This window comes from Ruegeria sp. N8 (assembly GCF_056531325.1).
This window is the reverse complement of record NZ_JBQFLQ010000007.1, coordinates 1-21414: the sequence shown is the minus strand read 5'-3', so window position 1 is coordinate 21414 and position 21414 is coordinate 1. Positions and strand designations below refer to the sequence as shown.

Here is a 21414-nt window from a genome sequence, read left to right as displayed (position 1 = left end):
TGGGGCGGAAGTGCCCATATGATCCCCGGAAGTCCGGGCATTTGTGAACACGCGCTTAGAACGCGTCTTCGAATTTCTTCGCCAGATCTTCGATGTTGTCGGGCGGCCAATCCTCGACATCCATGCCGAGGTGCAGACCCATGCCGGACAGCACTTCCTTGATCTCGTTCAGCGACTTGCGGCCGAAGTTCGGGGTGCGCAGCATCTCGGCTTCGGTCTTCTGAATCAGGTCGCCGATATAGACGATGTTGTCGTTCTTCAGGCAGTTTGCCGAACGGACCGACAGTTCCAGCTCGTCCACTTTCTTCAGCAGCAGCGGGTTGAACTCCAGACCATCGTCTTCGTCTTGGCGGCTGGCCGATTCCGGCTCGTCGAAGTTGACAAAGATCGACAGCTGATCCTGAAGGATGCGTGCGGCAAATGCCAACGCGTCTTCGGGAGTGATCGAACCATCGGTTTCGATCTTCAGGGTCAGTTTGTCATAGTCCAGAACCTGACCTTCACGGGTCGGCTGAACGTCATAGGCAACCTTCTTGACCGGCGAATAGATCGCGTCGATCGGGATCAGGCCGATGGGTGCATCTTCGGGCTTGTTCTTCTCAGCCGAGACGTAACCCTTGCCGGTGTTGACGGTCAGTTCCATGAACAGGTCGGCGCCATCATCCAGGTGGCAGATGACGTGATCGCGGTTCAGAACCTCGATACCGGCGCTTTCGCTGATGTCACCAGCGGTGACAACGGCGGGGCCTTTGGCATTGATCGACAGGCGCTTGGGACCTTCGACTTCCATACGCAGCGACACGCCTTTGAGGTTCAGGATGATGTCGGTGACGTCTTCGCGGACACCAGCAACCGACGAGAACTCGTGCAGGACGTTGTCGATCTGAACGCTGGTGATGGCCGCACCTTGCAGCGAGCTCATTAGAACGCGGCGCAGCGCGTTACCCAAAGTCAGACCAAAGCCACGCTCCAGCGGTTCAGCAACCAGCGTTGCCTGACGCGCAGGGTCGTTGCCCGGCTTGCCGTCCAGCTGAGTCGGCTTGATCAATTCTGCCCAATTCTTATGGATCATGTAATCCCTCCATTCCTGTCCGCGCCCCATGACCAACAAGGTGCAGACGCCCGAGGTTCAAAATGACGTGCTGGGGCCGTGCAAAAACACAGCCCCAGCTCAATTCAAAATCGCTTAGACGCGGCGACGCTTCGGCGGGCGGCAACCATTGTGCGCAATCGGCGTCACGTCGCGGATCGACGTGATGTTGAAGCCCACAGCAGCCAGAGCGCGCAGAGCCGATTCACGACCCGAACCAGGGCCTTGAACTTCGACTTCCAGCGTCTTGACGCCATGTTCCTGCGCCTTCTTGCCTGCATCTTCTGCAGCCATCTGAGCGGCGTAAGGTGTCGATTTCCGCGAGCCTTTGAAGCCCATGGTACCGGCAGACGACCACGAAATGGCGTTGCCCTGTACGTCCGAGATCAGGATTTTGGTGTTGTTGAAGGTCGAGTTCACATGGGCAACGCCCGATGCGATGTTCTTACGCTCTTTGCGCTTGATGCGAGTCTTATCGCGTGCCATCGGTCAGACCCTCCCTTATTTCTTCTTACCAGCAATGGCCTTCGCGGGGCCTTTGCGGGTACGAGCATTGGTGTGGGTACGCTGACCGCGAACCGGCAGGTTGCGGCGGTGACGCAGACCGCGGTAGCAGCCCAGGTCCATCAGGCGTTTGACGTTCATCTGAACTTCACGACGCAGGTCACCTTCGACAGTGTAGTTTTCGTCGATGTACTCGCGGATTTTCAGAACTTCGGCGTCGGACAGTTCGTTGACGCGACGGGTCGCTTCAATGCCCACGGCTTCGCAAATCGCTTTGGCCGAGGTGTTGCCGATACCGGTGATATATGTGAGGGCGATAGGTACCCGCTTTGCAGTCGGGATGTTTACGCCGGCAATACGTGCCACGTGTCACTTTCCTTTTCGTTGCGGTTCCGTAACTCCAGAACCTTTTTTCACAACGCTTGACCTTGGCAGTGTCGCCAGCGGGCCCAGCATTATTCGAGGTGGTCGGGGCGGTTGGGACGAATCCCTCACGCAGTCTTGATTCCCTTTAGGGATGGGGGTCGATATGGGCTTTTGGCAGTGCCGTCAAGCCCATATTCAAATGTGGATCGATCAGGCGTCCAACACGCCAGCAATCGCGTCCTGAACCTCATCAATCTCGCCCAGACCATCAACCCAGGACAGGTTGCCCTTGGCGTGATAATAGCCGATGAGCATTGAGGTCTTTTTGTAGTACTCCATCAGACGGGTCTTGAGGCTTTCCTCATTGTCGTCCGCACGGCGTTTGAAGTCACCTTCCTTGCCGCAGTTCGAGCATTTGCCGTCCGCCGGGATCGGTTTAGTGATGTCGTTGTAGACTTCACCGCAACCGCCGCAGGTTGACCGAGCCGTGATACGTGCGACCAGAGCGTCGTCGTTCACTTCCATTGCGATGACCGCGTCCAGCGTCTCGCCGGTGCTGTCCAGCAATTCACCCAGCGCATCAGCTTGGGCCAGAGTGCGCGGGAAACCGTCAAAGATGAACCCGCCTTCAGCGCCTTGTTCCAACTTTTCGCGGATCAGGCCGATCACGATCTCATCCGTCACAAGCTGGCCCTTAGCCATCACCTCGGCTACGCGGTTGCCCATTTCGGTGCCGCTGTCTTTGGCTTCACGCAGCATGTCGCCAGTGCTCAGCTGGACCATGCCGCGGGTTTCAACCAAGTGACGCGCTTGCGTTCCTTTGCCTGCCCCCGGGGGGCCGAGAAGAATGATGTTCATCGACGAGCGGGTCCCTTCCTGCCACGTTTCTTGCCTTTGCCGCGCAGTTGGGACTTTTCGATCAGCCCTTCGTATTGGTGCGCCAGCAGGTGGCTCTGGACCTGTTGGATCGTGTCCATGGTCACAGAGACGATAATCAGAACCGAGGTGCCGCCGAAATAGAACGGGATGGCAAACTGGCCCCGAAGAATTTCAGGCAACAGACAGACCGCCGCCAGATAGGCCGAACCCAGAACAAGTACGCGGTTGACCACGTATTCTAGATACTCGGCGGTTTTTTTGCCCGGACGGATGCCCGGCACGAAACCGTTCTGCTTTTTCAGGTTATCCGCCACATCGTCCGGTTTGAACGACACGTTGAACGTGTAGAAATAGGCAAAGAAAACGATCATCGAAGCGAAGAACAGCAGGTACAGAGGCTGTCCGGGACCAAAGTTGGCCAGAAGCCAAGACATGACCGGCCCGTTGGTCGCCCCCGAAGAGAAGGTCGAGATCGTCACCGGCAGCAGCAGCAGCGAGCTGGCAAAGATCGCCGGGATCACGCCCGCTGGGTTCACTTTGACCGGCAGGTGGCTCGAGCCGCCCTCATAGATCTTCATACCGGCCTGACGACGCGGGTATTGAATATGGATCTTGCGCAAGGCGCGTTCCATAAAGACCACGAATGTAATCACGGCAATCACCATCACGATCACACCGATGATCACAGCAGGGCTGATCGCGCCCGAGCGGCCCGAAGCGAAGAACTGTGCCAAAGCGGCCGGAACTTCGGCGATGATGCCCACGAAGATGATCAGAGAGATACCGTTGCCGATGCCGCGTGCTGTGATCTGCTCTCCCAGCCACATCAGGAACATGGTGCCACCAACCAAGGTGATCATGGTCGACAGGCGGAAGAACAGGCCCGGATCGGTTGCCAGATCGCCCGATTCCAATGAAACCGCCAGACCGTAAGCCTGAACGGTGGCCAAGGCCACGGTGCCGAAACGGGTATATTGGTTGATCTTCTTGCGGCCCTGCTCGCCCTCTTTCTTGAGCTGCTCGAGCGCGGGAACCATAGATGTCAGCAGCTGCACGATGATCGAGGCCGAAATGTAGGGCATGATGCCGAGGGCAAAGATACCCATCCGCCCCAGCGCCCCGCCGGTAAACATCGAAACCATGCCGCCGATGCCCTGCCCCGCTTGCTCCATGAACTCGCGCAGTGCTTGGCCGTCGATGCCCGGAACCGGAATAAAGGTGCCCAGACGATAGACGATCAGCAATGCAAGCGTGAACAGGATGCGGTTGCGCAGATCGGTGGCTTTGCCCAAAGCAGCCCAGCTTGTATTGGCTGCCATTTGTTCTGCTGCTGATACCATAAATCGGTCTCTCTTATGCAAACACCGCCCGGAACCGTTTTCCGGCTCGGGCGGCGTCTTGGAAAACTCTGAAGTCTATGTAAGCGGGTCTTGGCCCGCTCACAAGCGCTTACTCTGCCGCAGCGGCTTTTGTGACCGTCAGTGAACCGCCCGCTTTCTCAACTGCCTCAACAGCAGATTTCGAAGCACCGGTTACTTCCAGGTTCACTTTGGCGCTGATTTCGCCTTTGGCCAGAACGCGGATACCGTCCAGTTTGCGGCGCACCAGACCGGAAGCGACCAGCGCATCCTCGGTGATTGCAGCCGATGCGTCCAGCTTGCCCGCGTCAACGAATTTCTGGATCAGGCCAAGGTTGATAACGGCGAATTCCTTGCGGTTCGGCTTGTTGAAGCCACGCTTGGGCAGGCGCTGGTACAGCGGCATCTGACCGCCTTCGTAGCCGTTGATGGCCACACCCGAACGGGATTTCTGGCCTTTGATACCACGGCCACCCATTTTACCTTTGCCGGAACCCGGACCACGGCCAACGCGGGTGCGTTTCGGGGCGGCGCCAGCATTGTCGCGCAATTCGTGCAGTTTCATATCGCTTCTCCTTAGCCGGATGTGACCCCCGAAGCGTGATGGGCCAAACACGGCATTTCTTGGTTTTGATTCTCGTGGACACAAATCCACCGGAGCGCTCTACAGCTTTGCCCCGCAGGATGCAAGGTTTGTTGTATCACACCCCCAAAAACCAAAAGAGGCGCCGATTTGGCGCCCCTTCATCAGTGAGTGGTGGTAGTTTTACGAGCAGTAAGTGTGCTCACGCGCGATGTCTTTGATATCGCAGCGACGCACACCGATGTCGTTCAGTTCCCGATCAGACAGGCTTTGCAGCTCTGCATAGGTGCGATTGTACTCGGTGCGCAGGGCAAAACCCTCTTTGATGCGCGCAACGAGCGCTGTGATGCGGGCGGTCAGGCCAAAGCCTTCGCGAGTAAATGTTGCTGTATGTGCCATGGTTCGTTTCCTTTCTAAGCCCGAGGCGAATTCCCCGAGTGACTGTTTGCGTTCCTGTTTGGGACAGGGCTCAGATAAGGAGGACGGGTATCGCTAACAACGGATGTTTCGGTCTATCCGGTATGCGTTGGCGGAATGGCCCAGTAATTGGGTGCTTGGCACTACTTAAGACACGATCCGCTTTGCGGACAAAGCTGACCTTGCAACTTGCAATTCTTTGGGGTGCTCCGACGCCTTATTCACTCTTGGAAGGGAATGCTTGTATAAGCTCCGACCTCGTCATTCCCTGTGCGTTCGTTGAATGCCCCGATCATTTCGTTTGTAGCTTCTGCTGCCCCGAGGTCCATGCTCTCGAGATCAAATTCGGAGAACGGGAACTCTGCAGCTGAGTCAGGCGGTTGCTTGGGCATTTGTACCGGTGCCGGGAAAGACTCTTCATTGGGCACTCCTTGACGAGTACGAATACTATCTTTGGTTACATTCCAGGTCATGAAATCAGCCGCCAAGTCCAATGGCCCATCATATGTCTCTCGAATTGCTGAATAGACGGCCAGCGCAATGTCATGATCGTTTTGGAAGTGGTAGCAAACCGCCAATCTTGGTTCCGTTTCGGACATAATCTTGCCGAATGCTTGCGCGGAAGTGTGCCCTTGAGAACCAACAAAAATTGCTTCGGAAGGGGCAAACCCATATTTCTCGATCATGAAATCTGGAGGGGTGAAGCACTCGTGAATTGCAAGGTCCGCACCTGCTGCATGCTCTCTCCACCATCGCGTAGGAAGAGTGTCGGATGAAAAAGCAAACTTCAGACCGCTCCATTCAAGTAGAAAACTAACTGATTGTTCGCCATGTATGGCTGGCAGGGTTCTGACCTGAACACCGTTTTCGTCAAAAATGACGTTATTTACGATTTTCCAATCGAATTCGTTAACCTCAAGTTGCAGCCCTCTGGGGTCGACCGCCGCCCCACGAGTCGCTTCTTCCCATGCCCACATTTTCTTCATATGATCTGCCCAAGACTTTGTTCCCCACTCAGGCTTGATGCCTTCGGGCCCCCAAAGGCGAACAGGCGTGAGACGGTTGTTTACGGGACCGGTGAAGTAAAAGGCTGGAAAATCGCCAGCATGATCTAGGTGCAGATGACCCAAGAAGACTTTATCCAGCTGATCCAGTGGAATCCCAAGCGCCATGATCCTTTCATAGGATCCCTCTCCCATATCGAAGATAAACTTTTCGCCATTTCCCAATTCAACCAAGAAACATGCCGCAGCTTGTTTCAGACGCGGCTGAGGCATACCGGTGCCACAGGCGACAACTCGCATTTCGTCAGGAGCCAGAGCCTCGGTTCCTGGATAATAAACAGTTTGGTTAGGAAACGGCTCCGTCCTAGACCATTCGGTTGGATCATTACTTTGCGCGCCTACAGTATTCGCCGAAGCCAGAAAAAACGTAGATATGATCACCAAAATACAGTTTCTGTTTTGCGCGGAACAAGCCATTGCAATTGCCTCCGATTAGGACCTCCGGGAATTTTCAATAGTGTGAAGCCGACTCATAATAGGATCGCAGATTTTGAATGCGTCTGGCAAGGCCTCAAGGAATCGGCGGGTTTAAGGTAGGGCTTTCTTTAAACTTCTGTTGCCGCATTGGGCTCAAAGCAGACATATATTACAAAAAAAACGCCCCCAAAAATCGGAGGCGTTTCTTTGTTCGATAGAACTCGCGCTTAGCCGCGTTCTTCGATGATCTCAACCAGATGCGGGATCTTGTTGACCATGCCGCGGACAGAAGGTGTATCCTCCAGTTCACGGGTGCGGTGCATCTTGTTCAGGCCCAGACCGATCAGGGTTGCGCGCTGTTCGGCGGGGCGGCGGATCGGGGAGCCGATCTGCTTGACGACGATGGTTTTTGCCATAGTACGCTACTCCTTACGCTTCGGCTTCAGCCGGTGCTTCGTCCCGCTTGGGCAGGATGTCAGCAACTTTTTTGCCACGACGTGCGGCAACCGAACGCGGGCTCTGCTCTTTCTGCAGGCCGTTGATGGTGGCGCGGATCATGTTGTACGGGTTCTGCGAGCCCAGCGACTTGGACACAACGTCCTTAACGCCCAGCATTTCGAACACGGCACGCATCGGACCACCGGCGATGATACCAGTACCTTCAGGTGCGGTGCGCATAACCACTTTACCAGCGCCGTGACGGCCCTCGATGTCGTGGTGCAGAGTACGACCTTCGCGCAGTTGCACGCGGATCATCTGACGCTTGGCTTGCTCAGTCGCCTTGCGGATGGCCTCGGGTACTTCTTTCGCTTTACCCTTGCCAAAGCCGACGCGGCCTTTCTGATCGCCGACAACCACCAGAGCGGCGAAGCCAAAGCGCTTACCACCTTTAACGGTTTTCGACACGCGGTTGATTGCGACCAGGCGGTCTGCAAATTCCGGTGCTTCTTCACGGTCGCGGCCACGGCCCCGACGGTTTTCACGTTCTGCCATTTGGCATCCCTTTTCTCATGTGGCGCTTTCGGCGCCGTTTTCGTCAATCCAAGTGAGCCCCGACTGACGTCAGGGCCCCCGGATCATCGGGGCAGCCGTCAAGCTGCCCGCAGGTCTTAGATCTTCAGACCACCTTCACGCGCGGCGTCGGCAACTGCCTTCACCTTGCCGTGGAACAGGAAGCCACCACGATCGAAATAGGCCTCTTCGACGCCCGCCTTCTTGGCACGCTCGGCGATGGCCGCGCCCACTTTGGTGGCCGCTTCGACGTTGTTCTTGCCAACAACACCCAGATCTTTTTCCAGGGTCGAGGCTGCGGCCAGGGTCACGCCACGAACGTCGTCGATCAGCTGAACGCTGATGTTCTTGTTCGAACGGTGAACCGACAGGCGTACGCGGCCGGCGTTGACTTTGCGAAGTTTGTTCCGAACGCGCAGGCGGCGCTTCAGAAACAGGGTTCTTTTGCTGTTTGCCATTGTCTGCGTCCTTACTTCTTCTTGCCTTCCTTGCGGAAGATGAACTCGCCCTTGTAGCGGATGCCCTTGCCTTTGTACGGCTCGGGACGGCGCCATTCGCGGATTTTGGCCGCGACTTCGCCCACCTGCTGCTGGTCGATACCTTCCACAACGATTTCGGTCTGCTTCGGCGCGGTGATGGTGACACCTTCCGGAGCAGTGAAATCAACATCGTGGCTGTAACCCAGGTTCAGCTTCAGGGTATTGCCCTGCATCTGAGCCCGGTAACCAACACCCTGGATCTCCAGCTCTTTTTTGAAGCCAGTCGTCACACCGGTTACCAGGTTGGCAACCATGGTGCGGCTCATGCCCCACTGCTGGCGGGCACGCTTGGACATGCCACGGGGGTCGATCTTGACCACATTGTCTTCAACCGACAGCGTAACGTCGTCGGTGGCGGTGAAGCTGCGGGTGCCTTTCGGACCTTTCACTTCGATGGTCTGGCCAGACACAGAGGCGGTAACGCCGCTGGGCAGCTCGACCGGTTTTTTACCAATACGAGACATTGCAGACCTCCTTAGAAGACGGTGCAGAGCACTTCGCCGCCAACATTGTTGGAGCGAGCGTTTGCGTCCGACATCACACCTTTCGGAGTGCTGACAATCGACACGCCCAGACCCTGACGGACCTGCGGAATGTCATTGACGCCCATGTAGACACGACGACCGGGTTTCGAAACCCGCTTCAGTTCGCGAATGACAGGGGTGCCTTCGTAGTATTTCAGGCTGATTTCGATGGCCGGATGACCGTTTTCACCGGTCGTCTTTTCATAGCCACGGATGTAGCCTTCGTCCGCCAGCACGTCCAGAACCCAACCGCGCAGCTTGGAAGCCGGGGTGGAAACGGTGGACTTGCCGCGCATTTGCGCGTTGCGGATACGGGTGAGCATATCGCCGATAGGATCATTCATATCTATGTCTCCCTTACCAGCTCGATTTCACCATGCCGGGGATCTGACCAGCAGAACCCAGCTCGCGCAGCGCGATACGGCTGACCTTCAGCTTACGGTAGTAAGCGTGGGGACGACCGGTCAGCTGACAACGGTTGTGCAGACGGGTAGCCGAGCTGTTGCGCGGCAGTTTCGCCAGTTTCAGACGCGCTTTGAAACGCTCTTCCATCGGGCGGCTCTCGTCATTCGCGATTTCTTTCAGCTCGGCACGCTTTGCGGCATATTTGGCCACCAGGCGTTCGCGCTTCTTTTCGCGTTCGATCATTGCTTTTTTAGCCATGTCTCAATCCTCGCGGCGCTTAAGCGTTGAAGGGCATGTTGAAAGCTTTCAACAGGCTCTTTGCTTCAGCGTCGGTTTTCGCTGTGGTGGCAATTACGATATCCAGGCCCCAGACCTCGTCGACCTTGTCGAAGTCGATTTCCGGGAACACGATGTGCTCTTTCATGCCCATGGCAAAGTTGCCCTGACCATCGAAAGACGGCTTAACACCGCGGAAGTCACGAACGCGCGGCAGCGCGATGGTGATCAGACGATCTAGGAATTCGTACATCCGGTCACCGCGCAGGGTCACTTTCGCGCCCAGCGGCATGTCTTCACGGACGCGGAAACCCGCGATCGACTTCTTCGCCTTGGTTGCAACGGCCTTTTGACCAGCAATCGCAGTCAGATCTTCGACAGCAGCTTTCGCTTTCTTCGAGTCTTTGACCGCCTCAGCACCACAACCGATGTTCAGAACGATTTTCTCCAGCATGGGCAGCTGCATGTCGTTCTTGTAGCCGAACTCTTCTTTCAGAGCGGCACGGATGGTTTCAACGTACTGAGCTTTCAGACGCGGGGTGTAGGTTGCGGAATCAAGCATCGATCACGTCCCCTGTGGTCTTGGCGAAGCGCACCTTCTTGTCACCTTCCATGCGGAAGCCAACGCGGGTTGCTTTGCCGTTTTTGTCCAGCAGCGCCAGGTTCGACAGTTGGATCGGGTTTGCCTGAGGCAGACGACCACCTTGCGAAGTTTGCGACTGACGGGTGTGACGGATGGCAATGTTGATGCCTTCGACAACAGCTTTACCGGCTTTGGGGTCAACCGAGGAAATGGTTCCCTCTTTGCCCTTGTCCTTGCCGGCCAGCACGACGACCTTGTCGCCTTTGCGGAGTTTAGCAGCCATGATTACAGCACCTCCGGAGCCAGCGAGATGATTTTCATGAAGTTCTTGCCGCGCAGTTCGCGAACAACGGGGCCAAAGATACGGGTACCGACTGGCTCGTTGTTGTTGTTCAGGATGACGGCGGCGTTGCGATCGAAACGGATCGCTGTGCCGTCTTCGCGACGGACTTCCTTGGCGGTGCGTACGACGACGGCCTTGCGGACGTCCCCTTTCTTTACGCGGCCGCGCGGGATGGCTTCCTTCACCGAGACGACAATAATGTCGCCGACGGAGGCGTATTTACGCTTGGAACCACCCAGGACCTTGATGCACTGAACTCGGCGTGCGCCGGAGTTGTCAGCGACATCCAGATTGGTCTGCATCTGGATCATGTGGTTTCTCCCGACCTGTGGGGGCTGGTCTGATTAGATCCCCCAGGGTTTCGACAAATGGGAAAATCCTAGGGGCTTACGCCTCCAGAACTTCCCAACGTTTCGTCTTCGATTTCGGCGCGCATTCGATGATGCGGACTGTGTCACCGACCTTGAAGGCGTTCTTTTCGTCATGAGCCCGGTATTTCTTGGACTTACGAACGGTTTTGTGCAGCAGCGGGTGCTTGAAACGACGCTCAACCGAAACGGTTACGGTTTGCTCGTTGGCGTCGCTGGTTACCACGCCGGACAGGATACGCTTGGGCATAGGATTACTCCTCCGATGCCGCAGCAGCGGCCTTTTCGTTCAGAATGGTTTTGACGCGGGCAGCGTTGCGGCGGGCCGCTTTGATACCAGCAGTGTTTTCCAGCTGACCGGTTGCCTGTTGAAAGCGCAGGTTAAAGCTTTCTTTCTTCAGGTTGGCCAGTTCCTCGCGGAGCTGGTCCGGGGTCTTGTCACGCAGTTCTTGGGCGTTCATCGCCTTTTTCCTTTGCTCAAAACACCAGAAGGCCCCGTACACGGGTCACCTTTGACCTGGTGGATGAATGATAGACATACGAATCGCCCGACAACGCCGGGAGATCGCAAGATGCCGCCGTATAAGGGTTTGAGGGTTGGGTGGCAAGAGGAAGTTTGAAAGGCTCCAATCTTCCAGCCCTTTTACGATTCGAGCGATCGGAGTCTATCTGCAAGTTGCGTGTCCAACTCCGTGCACAGTTTATCAAAGTCGATGAGATGTTGGAGTTTTCGACTGTGATCTTGGTGGAATTTATCAGCGTCTCCCCGAGTCAACTTAACGTTTTGCCAGTAATGTAGGCTTTGAAACTGATAGTGGTTAATCTGGAAGGTCTCGTTGTCAGAGATCGTGCGGCATGAATCCGCGCCACGTACATAGTGTACCCCGATATCCCCTAGTTTTTTCGGGACTGACGTCCTCACAAGGTACTTTCGCCATTTGTGTGGGCTCAAACCGGGTTTTCGTTTGACCAGATTTTTTCTCAAGCTGTTGGGATGTTCTTTGTGACCTGAAGTACCAAAGACCGTCCAGTTCGCATAAACAACGTCCACATCGTCAAATTGCTCTAACGCATCAACCAGCTTGGCCCCATCTTTGCAGAACCAAAACTCATCAACGTCAGCAACCAACATCCACTCAAACAACTGCGGAACCTAAAATTTTTGGAATGCCTTCCAATAGTGAGCCACTTGCTTGTGTTTATGGGGGAGACTGACAACTTCTACGAAACCAGAACTTAGGAAGCTCGAAATTACTTCCATCGAGTTGTCTGTACTTCCGTTATCGATAACAAATACTTTGTCGGCACCCTGCTGTGCGTAGTGCTCGACCCACTCGGCCAAATTCAAGGCCTCGTTTTTTGCTGTTCCAAGTACGCAAAGACGGTTCTTGTTGGAGTTCTGAGTTTTAGCCTTGGCAAGCTCATTCCTACGAACCTTTCTCCTATGATTCCAGAACCTGGCCCAAAGATACAGATTGTTGAGTTTGTGAAGTATTGTGCTCGAACTCATCTTGATCACGTACAATCTGGATGTTTAATGAAAAATGCTCGCGCCTGAGGTAACTGTCATCACTCCCACTTGTAGTTAAAGCTGACACTGATCCGCTCATCCTCGGCCATGTTCATCGGCACCTCGTGGCGCAGCCAGCTTTCCCACAGCAGCACGTCCCCCACCTGCGGCTTCATATAGATGAACGGCTGCAAATCCCTCCGCCCGCCTTTAACGCGCGTCGGCGCAGCCATCATGCGACCCGAGCGGGGATCCTCTAGCTTCAACGCACTCGCCCCCTCGGGCATCGCCACATAGGTCGTGCCCGAGATTACGCTGTGCGGGTGCAGGTGGCTGGAATGCATTCCGCCCTCGGGCAGGATGTTGATCCACAGGTCTTCCAGCTTCAACGCGCCCTCACCCAGATCGAACTCCAAATCCTTGGCAAAAGCGGCGACGTGCTGATCCAAGGCAGCGACCAGATCGGCGAAAATCGGGAACCGCCACGGCAGGTCGGTCAGCGAAGCATAACTGGTATAGCCGGGATAGCCGTTCTCTTCGCACCATTCCTGCCCCGCCTCATCATCCTCGGCGATAACAAGGCAAGAGCTTTCCAATTCCTGAGCGTCGATCTTCGGATCGAACTCGGAAAGAGACGCGCGGTAGAGACGGGTTACGAAGAGTGATTCAATCTGTGCCATGGGCCGGGCATACCGCAGTGTTTTCTACAAGGCCAGTCGATTAGCTTTTGACGGGTCCTTTGCCACAGCGGGGAATTGGGCGGCCGCCATCAGCATAGGCGAGGCACAGTACGATCTCATCCGGTTTCGGCGCGTCTGGAATGTTCAGCGTCATAGTGTCGAAATGGTCGAACGACCACGGGTTATCTTTATGCCCCAGTGGCAGATCAATCGCGCAACCCGGCGCGCCTAATTTGGCATTCGAGGGGATAACCGCCTCGCCTCCGCCCGCCGCCGCGCGCATAGGAGCACCGAGTTTGGGGTGGATCACCGCCCCGCCCTGTTCAAGATCGCCGTTCACGCCGATGATCGCTGCCTTACCGTAGGATACCGGCGCACCGTCCAGTTGGGATATCGCTTCGGATGCGAGGTCCGGGCCAAGAAGCGCACCAATCTCAAACAACTCTGAAAGGTCATCCGAGAACCGTCCAGCCAGAGGGTTCATGAACACCGCCAGAGCAGCAACCCGGCTTATCGGATCACAGGGCTGGCCCAACTGATCGGTGGTTATGATTTCCTTGATGAACATCTTTTTGCGCAGCCGAACCATAGGGCCCTCCCATTTCTACCGGGCAGCCTAGGGGCGCGATAGGAAGAGGTCGACGGTTTTTGCGGCCCTTAACTTCACAAGCGCAACAGAAAACCCCCGCCGGCTTCCCGACGGGGGTCAATCTTGTCACGAACGGGGTTGCCCCCTGATCGCTTACCAGTCTTCGCGAACCACGACGCGAGTCTTGATCGGCAGCTTCATCGCGGCCAGGCGCAGGGCCTCACGCGCGATGTCGTCATTAACGCCGTCGATCTCGAACATCACGCGGCCAGGCTTGACCTTGCAGGCCCAGCGGTCGACCGAACCTTTACCTTTACCCATACGAACTTCGATCGGCTTGGCCGTGACCGGAGTGTCGGGGAAGATGCGGATCCAGACACGACCCTGACGCTTCATGTGACGCGTCATGGCACGACGTGCAGCTTCGATCTGGCGTGCAGTTACACGCTCAGGCTCAAGAGCTTTGAGGCCGTAGGTGCCAAAGTTCAGATCAGAGCCGCCCTTGGCGAGACCCTTGATCCGGCCTTTGTGCATCTTGCGGAATTTAGTACGCTTTGGTTGAAGCATATCTTTCCCTCCTTAGCGACGACCGCCACCAGCACCACGAGGTGCAGGGCCGTCCTGGAGTTCCTGTGCTTTACGGTCACGTGCCTGCGGATCGTGCTCCATGATCTCACCTTTGAAGATCCAGACCTTGATCCCGATGATCCCATAGGGGGTCATCGCTTCGGCATGTGCGTAATCGATGTCGGCACGCAGGGTGTGCAGAGGCACGCGGCCTTCGCGGTACCACTCGGTCCGTGCGATTTCAGCGCCGCCCAGACGACCAGCGACGTTCACCCGGATACCCAGGGCGCCCATGCGCATGGCATTCTGAACCGACCGCTTCATTGCACGACGGAACGAAACACGACGTTCCAGCTGCTGAGCGATGGACTCGGCAACCAGCTGCGCGTCAAGCTCAGGCTTGCGCACTTCGACGATGTTCAGGTGCAGTTCGCTGTCGGTCATACGCGCAAGCTTTTTGCGCAGAACTTCGATGTCTGCACCTTTCTTGCCGATGATGACACCGGGACGTGCGGTGTGGATCGTAACGCGGCACTTTTTGTGCGGACGTTCGATGATCACACGGGCAACACCGGCCTGCTTGCACTCTTTGTTGATGAACTCACGGATCTTGAGGTCTTCCAGCAGAAGATCACCGTAGTCCTTGGTGTCGGCGTACCAGCGGCTGTCCCAGGTGCGGTTGACCTGCAGGCGCATGCCGATCGGATTTACTTTATGACCCATTAGGCTTGCTCCTCAACTTGACGCACCTTGATGGTGATCTCCGAGAACGGCTTCATGATCTTGCCGAAACGGCCACGGGCACGCGGACGACCGCGCTTCATGACCAGGTTCTTGCCAACCCATGCTTCGGCGACGATCAGCTCGTCAACGTCCAGGTTGTGGTTGTTTTCGGCATTCGCGATTGCGGACTGCAGGCACTTCTTGACGTCCTGCGCGACACGCTTGTTGCTGAAAGTCAGGTCGGTCAGAGCCTTCTCAACTTTCTTGCCGCGGATCATTTGCGCAACCAGGTTCAATTTCTGCGGGCTGGTGCGAAGCATGCGCGTTTTCGCCATTGCTTCGTTTTCAGCCACGCGGCGGGGGTTCTTTTCCTTGCCCATGACTTACTTCCGCTTCGCTTTTTTGTCTGCGGCGTGGCCATAATAGGTACGGGTCGGCGAGTATTCACCGAACTTCTGACCGATCATGTCTTCCGAGACGTTGACGGGGATATGTTTCTGGCCGTTGTACACACCAAAGGTCAGACCCACGAACTGGGGCAGAATGGTGGAACGACGCGACCAGATTTTGATGACTTCGTTGCGGCCCGACTCGCGCGCTGCTTCGGCTTTTTTCAGCACGTAAGCATCGACGAAAGGACCCTTCCAAACAGAGCGAGACATGGATTAACGTCCCTTCTTCTTGGCGTGCCGCGAGCGGATGATCAGCTTCTGGGACGCTTTGTTCTTGTTGCGGGTACGCTTACCCTTGGTGTCCTTACCCCAAGGCGTAACCGGTGTACGGCCACCCGAGGTACGACCTTCACCACCACCATGCGGGTGATCGATCGGGTTCATTGCAACACCACGAACCGACGGACGAACGCCTTTGTGGCGCATACGACCGGCTTTACCGAGGTTTTGGTTGCTGTTGTCAGGGTTGGACACGGCACCAACGGTGGCCATGCATTCCTGACGGACCATGCGCAGCTCGCCCGAGCTCAGACGGATCTGAGCGTAGCCGCCATCGCGACCAACGAACTGAGCATATGTACCGGCCGCACGTGCGATCTGACCGCCTTTACCAGGCTTCATCTCGATGTTGTGGACGATGGTACCGATGGGCATGCCCGAGAACGGCATTGCGTTGCCCGGCTTGATGTCAGCCTTGGCGGATGCCACGACTTTGTCACCAACAGCCAGGCGCTGCGGAGCCAGGATATATGCCTGCTCGCCATCTTCGTATTTTACCAGTGCGATGAATGCGGTCCGGTTCGGGTCATATTCGATCCGCTCGACGGTTGCCGCGACATCAAATTTGTTCCGTTTGAAGTCAACGATCCGGTAGAGACGCTTTGCGCCACCGCCGCGGCGGCGTGAAGTGATCCGTCCGGTGTTGTTCCGGCCGCCCGATTTGGTCAAACCCTCTGTGAGAGACTTGACCGGACGTCCTTTCCAAAGCTCCGAACGGTCGATCAGCACCAGCCCGCGCTGGCCCGGCGTCGTCGGCTTGTACGACTTGAGTGCCATGCTTTCTGTCTTCCGTTTAGCAAGTGCAGGGGGTTTCCCCGCTATGTGATAGGCCCCCGTAGGTGCCAAGGGTATAGGGCCCCGAAGGTCCCCGGTTACAAATATCAGAGGCCCCGGAACGAATCCGAGGCCGTAAGATTGGGAGCGTTTAGCAGTGTTGGGGGTGGGTGTCTATAGTATGCTGCCAAAGATTCTGATGGAGACCGAAGAAAACGCTACCGAAACATTTGCCCTGGGTTTCATTTCCTAAAGTCGCTCGGTCAGTTTGCTTTGCGCAAACAGTCCTAGAACCTAAGTCGTCAGCCACTTCACTGATACAGTATGCGCGCCTCAGCGAAGGACAACAGGCGGCGATGCTTCTCGTCCCAAAGGTGCAACCGCGCGTTTGCAAGGCTCTCACGGATGGTCATCTGGTTGCTGTTTGCCAATTCGTCGTGATCTCGCAGCACCTCGGTAAGGCGGTAGAAAGGAATACGACTGTACAGATGGTGCACGTGGTGGATACCAATATTGGCGCTGAACCACTGCAACACGGGCGGCAGGACATAATGCGAGCTACCGCACAGAGCGGCCTCGTGCAATTGCCAATCCTCGTCCGCATCCCAATGCGTTTCTTCGAATTGGTGCTGCACATAAAACAGCCACACTCCGGCAGTTGCCGCAATCAGGGTTGAGGGCAAAAAGATCAGCAGGACCGGCATTAGGCCGCCAAAGTAGTAGACAGCCAGAAGCGCGGCCAGAATAGCGACATTGGTGCCCATCGCACTGACCCAGAACCGAGCGCTATCAGTCAACCCCAACGGCAAGCGGTTTTGGAACAAGAATAGATAGCTGGGGCCAAGAATAAAAAGTGTGACGGGATTTCGGTAAACACGATACCAGAACCGGTTTATGGGGGGCTTGGATTGATACTCCGCCACTGTCAGCGTGTGGATATCGCCCATTCCCCGTTTGTCCAAGTTACCCGAGCTGTTGTGATGGTAAGAATGCGTGCGGCGCCAGACATCATAGGGTGTCAGGGTCAGCACCCCTATCACCCGTCCAACCCAGTCGCTGACTGTCCGGTTCTTGAAGAACGCCCCGTGCCCGCAATCATGCTGGATCGCAAACAGGCGCAGCAGGAAGGCGGCATTCAAGACCGCAATCGCAAACGCCAACCAATAACTGACGGAAAGCGCCATCCAGGACAGCGCCCACAGCACAAAGAATGGAATAATGCTGACACTCAGTTCAAAGGAACTGCGCCATTGATTTGGCTCACGGTATTTGGCAAGCGTCGACACCCAATCCCGCGCAGCGGTTGTAGTGGGGTATGCCCGGGTCGAGAGAGAGGTTTCGGTCATACGCCTGCCATGTCTTTTTTGCTTGTTTGAAGCCGGATAGACTACCCGCCCGACATAGCAAGTGAATTGTTCAAAATTAGAGAATTTCACGCTCAAATTTCGGTGTCGCTGCTTAAGAACGACCTTCACGTGTGCTGGCCTCGTTCCTCGCCCCAAAGATGATCCTACAAGGGGCCGCTGGACAAGTCGATGAGCGTTATCCACTTCCAGCTTTGACGTGTTTCTGAGGGGTCAGGAAAACCCTCAACCTAGCGAGCGTCTTCTACAGAGCGGCTCGGACTCCACCGCAATCCGCTGCTTGAGCTTGATATGGCCCAGCACCTCGCGAAAGGCGCGGTGTTTGGGTTTTCCTTCCAGATAATCCGCCAGTTTCAGCAGATTGATCGGGTGCTTCGCAATCAGCGCCTCGATCCGCTGTACGGCGTCGTCCAGCGCGTAAAAATCCACGTACTGACAGGCCACCTGCGTGGGCGTCAGCAGGCAGTAATCCTGCGGGCGTTTCTCGGTATAGCGCGCGATGTCGAAGGGCGAAGCGCCGAGGGCGTGGAACTTGGGGATGTGCACGCACATATCAGCCTCGGCATGCTCCAATACCGTGCCGGAGGTCTGGCGGAATCCTAGCGGACCAAGCTTGCCGACCACATGCTTGCGCATCGCCGGAGAGATCATGTCCACATCCGCCCGGTCATATTTCAGGTCATCGAACACCGACAGCAACCCCAGCTTTTCATCGGCGATCTGAAAATAGGGTTCAGCACTGAACACCCGCATCTGCTCCAGCACCTGCGCACGCATAGTTTCAGGGTCTGAAACGAAATCGGCCCCGGCGGGTTGAACCGCCGAGGCCGTGAATAGTCGCAGTAAGCGTCGGATCAAAGACCGGTGCTCACGTCGATTGTGTTGCCCTCTTCCAGGGTCACATATGCTTTTTTGACGTCTTTCCGACGGCCCAGCTGGCCGCGGAACCGCTTGACCTTGCCTTTGGTCACGGTGGTGTTCACCGCTTTGACCTTTACACCAAACAGCGCCTCAACGGCCTCTTTGATCTGCGGCTTGTTGCTGTCGATCGCCACTTCAAAGACAACCGCGCCATTTTCGGACGCCATGGTCGACTTTTCAGTGATGATCGGCTTGCGGATCACGTCGTAGTGTTCTGCCTTCGCGCTCATTTCAGACGAGCCTCCAGTGCTTCGACAGCCGCTTTGGTGAGCACCAGGGTGTCACGCTTGAGGATGTCATAGACGTTTGCGCCCATCGACGGCAGGATATCCAGACCTTCGATGTTCTTGGACGCTTTCAGGAACCCTTCGTTCACGGTCGCACCGTCGATGACCAGAGCGCGTTTCCAGCCCAGGTTTGCAACCTGTTTGGCCAGAGCGGCGGTCTTGCCTTCGGCTTCGGCGTTCTCGATCACAACCAGTTCACCTGCCTTGGCTTTGGCCGACAAAGCGTGGCGCAGGCCAAGCTTGCGGAACTTCTTGGGCAGGTCGTGGCCGTGCGAACGCGGGGTCGGGCCCTTGTAGACACCACCCTTGCGGAAGATCGGCGCGTTACGGTCACCATGGCGTGCGCCACCGGTGCCCTTCTGGCGATAGATCTTCTTGGTCGAGTAGCTGGTTTCCGAGCGGGTCTTGACCTTGTGGGTGCCGGCCTGCGCGTTGTTACGCTGCCAACGGACCACACGGTGCAGAATGTCTGCACGCGGCTCGAGACCGAACAGATCGGCGTTCAGCTCGATGTCACCGGCTTTGCCGCCGTCCAGTTTGATTACATCAAGTTTCATGCTTCACCACCTTCCGCGGGAGCTTCTTCCGCAGGTGCTTCGGTTGCAGCCGATTTCACAGCAGCCGGGAAAGGCAGGCCTTCCGGAGCTTTCTTCTTCACGGCGTCCTTGACAGTGACCCAGCCCGATTTCGGTCCGGGAACGGCGCCTTTGATGAAGACCAGACCACGGTCGGCGTCGGTTTTGACGACTTCCAGGTTCTGGGTGGTAACACGGGCAGCACCCATGTGACCGGCCATCTTCTTACCTTTGAAAACCTTGCCCGGGTCCTGACACTGACCGGTCGAACCGTGCGAACGGTGGCTGATCGAAACACCGTGCGAGGCGCGCAGACCACCAAAGTTCCAACGCTTCATCGCACCGGCAAAGCCTTTACCGATCGAGGTACCCGAAACGTCAACTTTCTGTCCTTCCAGGAAGTGTTCTGCCGAAATCTCGGCGCCCACATCGATCAGGCCATCTTCGGAGACGCGGAACTCGGCCAGCTTACGCTTGGGCTCAACCTTTGCAGCGGCATAGTGGCCGCGCATGGCTTTCGAGGTGCGTTTTGCTTTGGCAGCACCAGCACCCAGCTGAACGGCGGTGTAGCCGTCTTTGTCAGCGGTGCGCTGTGCAACGACCTGCAGGTTGTCCAGGTGAAGAACGGTCACAGGGATCTGCTTGCCGTCCTCCATGAACAGGCGGGTCATGCCAACTTTTTTTGCGATAATACCAGAGCGCATAATCTATACCCTCCGATCTTACGACTGCAGCTTGATCTCGACGTCCACACCAGCAGCGAGGTCGAGCTTCATCAGCGCGTCAACGGTCTGGGGGGTCGGATCAACGATGTCGAGCAGACGCTTGTGCGTACGGATCTCGAACTGGTCGCGGGATTTCTTGTCAACGTGAGGGCCACGGAGAACCGTGAACTTCTCAATCTTGTTCGGCAGCGGGATCGGGCCGCGCACGTTCGCGCCGGTCCGCTTGGCAGTGTTGACGATCTCTTGCGTGCTGGCATCCAGAACGCGATAGTCAAATGCCTTCAGCCGAATACGGATGTTTTGGCTTTGCATATTAACAGCCTTTTTTAGGCGTTGAGGTTGAGAGGAGGACAGACGCGCATCGCCAACCCTCTTCGAACCCAAAAGGCGGGAATCACCCCGCCTTGACGTTCTTATCGAGAACTCGCGCGTATTAGTTGGGTTGGTGGGGTTTGGCAAGGGGTTTGTTGGCCTTGTTGGACCTAAAAGGGCGACAGGAGCCGGCGCCAAAAACCAGTCTTTAGATTGAACTTCGCAACGATAGTGCGCAGCAGGACTACGAATGAGCTAAACAGCCTGCGCGCGACAATCATTGAGCCTAAGAAAACCAAAATGACACTTGATGGATCTCACCCCACGCAACGACTAGCACGAAGCTTGACGGTAGTTATTTTAGCCGCGCGTTTACGCGTCAGGCTCTGTTAGGCAACTCCGCAAGCGTGACTTTGAACCGCTTACGCTCGCGGCAAAAGTCGCTGTTATCACGTTCGATTTCCTGATCGTCGCCTCCAAGTATGGCGGCGCGCATGTCCTCCAAATCCTTGCTGTGAAGGATTTGCGTTCCATAATTCAAGAATTCAAAACCAAACATGATTTCCTCCTGCTTACTTCAGCGGTTCGCTAGATACGCGCCCCACTTTTTGTTTCATTGCACATGTGGGTTTCCTGTCTTTCCGTGAGGTGGACGTAGGATTAAGAAGCCTCAATCCGGTTCAGTTCTTGGGCGACGGCGGGCATTCCAAGCGTTTGCTCCCTTCGAACACATTCAGATTCACCTCGGAAATGCCTCGCCAAAAACGAAAAAGGCCGCCCCATGTGGAACGGCCTTCATTCGTTCAACGATGTGCCGGGCTGAAGCCCGGCCTACCGTGATTACTCAGTGATTTTCGACACAACGCCGGCGCCGACGGTGCGGCCGCCTTCGCGGATCGCGAAGCGCAGGCCCTGCTCCATCGCGATCG

Annotated in this window: 34 protein-coding genes and 1 pseudogene; all 35 read right to left on the bottom strand. The window is 56.2% G+C overall.

Features of this window, described 5'->3' with window-relative positions:
- Nucleotides 1–55: 55 nt before the first annotated feature.
- Complete coding sequence (locus ACR0C5_RS13935; RefSeq protein WP_170773634.1) at nucleotides 56–1072, bottom strand: DNA-directed RNA polymerase subunit alpha; 1017 nt, start codon at nucleotides 1070–1072, stop codon at nucleotides 56–58.
- A gap of 114 nt (nucleotides 1073–1186) precedes the next feature.
- Nucleotides 1187–1576: a 30S ribosomal protein S11 gene (rpsK, locus tag ACR0C5_RS13930; RefSeq protein ID WP_170462414.1), complete on the bottom strand. Its 390-nt coding sequence runs from the start codon at nucleotides 1574–1576 to the stop codon at nucleotides 1187–1189.
- 15 nt (nucleotides 1577–1591) lie between these two features.
- On the bottom strand, nucleotides 1592–1960 hold the full coding sequence (gene rpsM, locus ACR0C5_RS13925; protein ID WP_170456119.1) for a 30S ribosomal protein S13: 369 nt from the start codon (nucleotides 1958–1960) through the stop codon (nucleotides 1592–1594).
- A 210-nt stretch (nucleotides 1961–2170) separates the two neighbouring features.
- Nucleotides 2171–2818, bottom strand: coding sequence for an adenylate kinase (locus ACR0C5_RS13920; RefSeq protein WP_170773632.1), 648 nt, complete (start codon nucleotides 2816–2818; stop codon nucleotides 2171–2173).
- Nucleotides 2815–4179, bottom strand: a complete 1365-nt coding sequence (secY, locus tag ACR0C5_RS13915; RefSeq protein ID WP_170773630.1) for a preprotein translocase subunit SecY — start codon at nucleotides 4177–4179, stop codon at nucleotides 2815–2817. The genes ACR0C5_RS13920 and secY overlap by 4 nt, the downstream gene beginning before the upstream one ends.
- A 109-nt stretch (nucleotides 4180–4288) precedes the next feature.
- Entirely contained in the window at nucleotides 4289–4762 is a 474-nt protein-coding gene (rplO, locus tag ACR0C5_RS13910) for a 50S ribosomal protein L15 (protein ID WP_170773628.1), read from the bottom strand.
- A 201-nt stretch (nucleotides 4763–4963) separates the two neighbouring features.
- Nucleotides 4964–5179, bottom strand: coding sequence for a DUF1127 domain-containing protein (locus ACR0C5_RS13905; protein ID WP_170773626.1), 216 nt, complete (start codon nucleotides 5177–5179; stop codon nucleotides 4964–4966).
- 239 nt (nucleotides 5180–5418) lie between these two features.
- Entirely contained in the window at nucleotides 5419–6678 is a 1260-nt protein-coding gene (gene gntH / locus ACR0C5_RS13900; RefSeq protein WP_480877399.1) for a guanitoxin biosynthesis MBL fold metallo-hydrolase GntH, read from the bottom strand.
- 227 nt (nucleotides 6679–6905) lie between these two features.
- Nucleotides 6906–7094, bottom strand: coding sequence for a 50S ribosomal protein L30 (gene rpmD, locus ACR0C5_RS13895; RefSeq protein ID WP_074736195.1), 189 nt, complete (start codon nucleotides 7092–7094; stop codon nucleotides 6906–6908).
- Nucleotides 7095–7107: 13 nt separating this feature from the next.
- Nucleotides 7108–7671, bottom strand: a complete 564-nt coding sequence (rpsE, locus tag ACR0C5_RS13890; protein WP_170356677.1) for a 30S ribosomal protein S5 — start codon at nucleotides 7669–7671, stop codon at nucleotides 7108–7110.
- A 116-nt stretch (nucleotides 7672–7787) separates the two neighbouring features.
- Complete coding sequence (gene rplR, locus ACR0C5_RS13885; protein WP_170356678.1) at nucleotides 7788–8147, bottom strand: 50S ribosomal protein L18; 360 nt, start codon at nucleotides 8145–8147, stop codon at nucleotides 7788–7790.
- Nucleotides 8148–8158: 11 nt separating this feature from the next.
- The gene (rplF, locus tag ACR0C5_RS13880) at nucleotides 8159–8692 is read right to left on the bottom strand and encodes a 50S ribosomal protein L6 (RefSeq protein ID WP_170456135.1); all 534 of its coding nucleotides are present in this window, start codon (nucleotides 8690–8692) and stop codon (nucleotides 8159–8161) included.
- An 11-nt stretch (nucleotides 8693–8703) separates the two neighbouring features.
- Complete coding sequence (rpsH, locus tag ACR0C5_RS13875) at nucleotides 8704–9096, bottom strand: 30S ribosomal protein S8 (protein WP_068340741.1); 393 nt, start codon at nucleotides 9094–9096, stop codon at nucleotides 8704–8706.
- A 13-nt stretch (nucleotides 9097–9109) separates the two neighbouring features.
- Entirely contained in the window at nucleotides 9110–9415 is a 306-nt protein-coding gene (gene rpsN / locus ACR0C5_RS13870; RefSeq protein ID WP_068340744.1) for a 30S ribosomal protein S14, read from the bottom strand.
- Between the two features lie 19 nt (nucleotides 9416–9434).
- Nucleotides 9435–9995, bottom strand: a complete 561-nt coding sequence (gene rplE / locus ACR0C5_RS13865; protein WP_480877396.1) for a 50S ribosomal protein L5 — start codon at nucleotides 9993–9995, stop codon at nucleotides 9435–9437.
- Nucleotides 9988–10299 carry a 50S ribosomal protein L24 gene (rplX, locus tag ACR0C5_RS13860; RefSeq protein ID WP_170356681.1) on the bottom strand — a complete coding sequence of 104 codons (312 nt, stop codon included), beginning with the start codon at nucleotides 10297–10299 and terminating at the stop codon, nucleotides 9988–9990. The genes rplE and rplX overlap by 8 nt, the downstream gene beginning before the upstream one ends.
- 2 nt (nucleotides 10300–10301) lie before the next feature.
- Nucleotides 10302–10670, bottom strand: a complete 369-nt coding sequence (rplN, locus tag ACR0C5_RS13855) for a 50S ribosomal protein L14 (protein ID WP_008757934.1) — start codon at nucleotides 10668–10670, stop codon at nucleotides 10302–10304.
- A gap of 76 nt (nucleotides 10671–10746) precedes the next feature.
- The gene (gene rpsQ, locus ACR0C5_RS13850) at nucleotides 10747–10977 is read right to left on the bottom strand and encodes a 30S ribosomal protein S17 (protein WP_152459158.1); all 231 of its coding nucleotides are present in this window, start codon (nucleotides 10975–10977) and stop codon (nucleotides 10747–10749) included.
- Nucleotides 10978–10981: 4 nt separating this feature from the next.
- Nucleotides 10982–11188, bottom strand: a complete 207-nt coding sequence (gene rpmC / locus ACR0C5_RS13845; protein WP_010437082.1) for a 50S ribosomal protein L29 — start codon at nucleotides 11186–11188, stop codon at nucleotides 10982–10984.
- A 182-nt stretch (nucleotides 11189–11370) separates the two neighbouring features.
- Nucleotides 11371–12237 (bottom strand): annotated as a pseudogene (locus ACR0C5_RS13840) (glycosyltransferase family 92 protein).
- A gap of 59 nt (nucleotides 12238–12296) precedes the next feature.
- Entirely contained in the window at nucleotides 12297–12917 is a 621-nt protein-coding gene (locus ACR0C5_RS13835) for a 2OG-Fe(II) oxygenase family protein (protein WP_170773620.1), read from the bottom strand.
- Between the two features lie 40 nt (nucleotides 12918–12957).
- Nucleotides 12958–13506: an amino acid synthesis family protein gene (locus tag ACR0C5_RS13830; RefSeq protein ID WP_480877393.1), complete on the bottom strand. Its 549-nt coding sequence runs from the start codon at nucleotides 13504–13506 to the stop codon at nucleotides 12958–12960.
- 153 nt (nucleotides 13507–13659) lie between these two features.
- On the bottom strand, nucleotides 13660–14073 hold the full coding sequence (gene rplP / locus ACR0C5_RS13825; protein ID WP_058283513.1) for a 50S ribosomal protein L16: 414 nt from the start codon (nucleotides 14071–14073) through the stop codon (nucleotides 13660–13662).
- A 12-nt stretch (nucleotides 14074–14085) separates the two neighbouring features.
- Nucleotides 14086–14796, bottom strand: a complete 711-nt coding sequence (rpsC, locus tag ACR0C5_RS13820; RefSeq protein WP_008758042.1) for a 30S ribosomal protein S3 — start codon at nucleotides 14794–14796, stop codon at nucleotides 14086–14088.
- Complete coding sequence (gene rplV / locus ACR0C5_RS13815) at nucleotides 14796–15176, bottom strand: 50S ribosomal protein L22 (RefSeq protein WP_039538267.1); 381 nt, start codon at nucleotides 15174–15176, stop codon at nucleotides 14796–14798. Before rplV ends, rpsC begins: the two co-directional genes overlap by 1 nt.
- Before the next feature lie 3 nt (nucleotides 15177–15179).
- Nucleotides 15180–15458 (bottom strand): 30S ribosomal protein S19, encoded by a 279-nt coding sequence (rpsS, locus tag ACR0C5_RS13810; RefSeq protein WP_005980699.1) that lies wholly within the window; start codon nucleotides 15456–15458, stop codon nucleotides 15180–15182.
- A gap of 3 nt (nucleotides 15459–15461) precedes the next feature.
- Nucleotides 15462–16304: a 50S ribosomal protein L2 gene (gene rplB, locus ACR0C5_RS13805; protein ID WP_008757664.1), complete on the bottom strand. Its 843-nt coding sequence runs from the start codon at nucleotides 16302–16304 to the stop codon at nucleotides 15462–15464.
- 308 nt (nucleotides 16305–16612) lie between these two features.
- On the bottom strand, nucleotides 16613–17647 hold the full coding sequence (locus ACR0C5_RS13800) for a fatty acid desaturase (protein ID WP_480877390.1): 1035 nt from the start codon (nucleotides 17645–17647) through the stop codon (nucleotides 16613–16615).
- A gap of 243 nt (nucleotides 17648–17890) precedes the next feature.
- Nucleotides 17891–18523, bottom strand: a complete 633-nt coding sequence (locus ACR0C5_RS13795) for a hypothetical protein (RefSeq protein WP_480877388.1) — start codon at nucleotides 18521–18523, stop codon at nucleotides 17891–17893.
- On the bottom strand, nucleotides 18520–18816 hold the full coding sequence (locus tag ACR0C5_RS13790) for a 50S ribosomal protein L23 (RefSeq protein ID WP_008757532.1): 297 nt from the start codon (nucleotides 18814–18816) through the stop codon (nucleotides 18520–18522). Before ACR0C5_RS13790 ends, ACR0C5_RS13795 begins: the two co-directional genes overlap by 4 nt.
- Nucleotides 18813–19430, bottom strand: coding sequence for a 50S ribosomal protein L4 (gene rplD / locus ACR0C5_RS13785; RefSeq protein WP_480877386.1), 618 nt, complete (start codon nucleotides 19428–19430; stop codon nucleotides 18813–18815). The genes ACR0C5_RS13790 and rplD overlap by 4 nt, the downstream gene beginning before the upstream one ends.
- Complete coding sequence (rplC, locus tag ACR0C5_RS13780) at nucleotides 19427–20152, bottom strand: 50S ribosomal protein L3 (protein ID WP_170515968.1); 726 nt, start codon at nucleotides 20150–20152, stop codon at nucleotides 19427–19429. The genes rplD and rplC overlap by 4 nt, the downstream gene beginning before the upstream one ends.
- 18 nt (nucleotides 20153–20170) lie before the next feature.
- Nucleotides 20171–20485, bottom strand: coding sequence for a 30S ribosomal protein S10 (gene rpsJ, locus ACR0C5_RS13775; protein WP_008756422.1), 315 nt, complete (start codon nucleotides 20483–20485; stop codon nucleotides 20171–20173).
- A 379-nt stretch (nucleotides 20486–20864) separates the two neighbouring features.
- Nucleotides 20865–21044 carry a hypothetical protein gene (locus ACR0C5_RS13770; protein ID WP_353394420.1) on the bottom strand — a complete coding sequence of 60 codons (180 nt, stop codon included), beginning with the start codon at nucleotides 21042–21044 and terminating at the stop codon, nucleotides 20865–20867.
- Between the two features lie 281 nt (nucleotides 21045–21325).
- The coding region (locus ACR0C5_RS13765; RefSeq protein WP_370001509.1) for an EF-Tu C-terminal domain-related protein at nucleotides 21326–21414 on the bottom strand (89 nt) is incomplete at its 5' end.